The sequence below is a fragment of the Klebsiella sp. HN106 genome (assembly GCF_051209435.1).
Classification (GTDB): domain Bacteria; phylum Pseudomonadota; class Gammaproteobacteria; order Enterobacterales; family Enterobacteriaceae; genus Klebsiella; species Klebsiella oxytoca.
Genome location: NZ_JBLURD010000151.1, coordinates 1 through 349, shown reverse-complemented (window position 1 = coordinate 349; position 349 = coordinate 1). Strand labels below are relative to the sequence as shown.

Below are 349 nucleotides of genomic sequence, written 5' to 3'. Positions count from 1 at the left end.
CTCGGCCAGGCGCTGCGCCAGATCGTCGCGCACCTTGAAGCGGTCGATGACTACCTCAATGGTGTGCTTCTTCTGCAGCTCCAGCTTCGGCGGATCCGACAGATCGCAGACCTCGCCGTCGATCCGCGCGCGGATGTAGCCCTGACTGGCGAGGTTTTCCAGGGTTTTAGTGTGCTCGCCTTTGCGCTCTTTAATAATGGGCGCCAGCAGCATCAGGCGCAGGCCTTCCGGCTGGGCGAGGACATTATCGACCATCTGACTGACGGTTTGCGCCGCCAGCGGCACGTCGTGATCCGGACAGCGCGGTTCGCCGACGCGGGCGTACAGCAGACGCAGATAGTCGTGAATT

General features: G+C 62.2%; 1 pseudogene. It reads right to left on the bottom strand.

Features of this window, described 5'->3' with window-relative positions:
* Positions 1 to 349 (bottom strand): annotated as a pseudogene (locus ACSIPU_RS30735) (excinuclease ABC subunit UvrA); the annotation flags it as partial.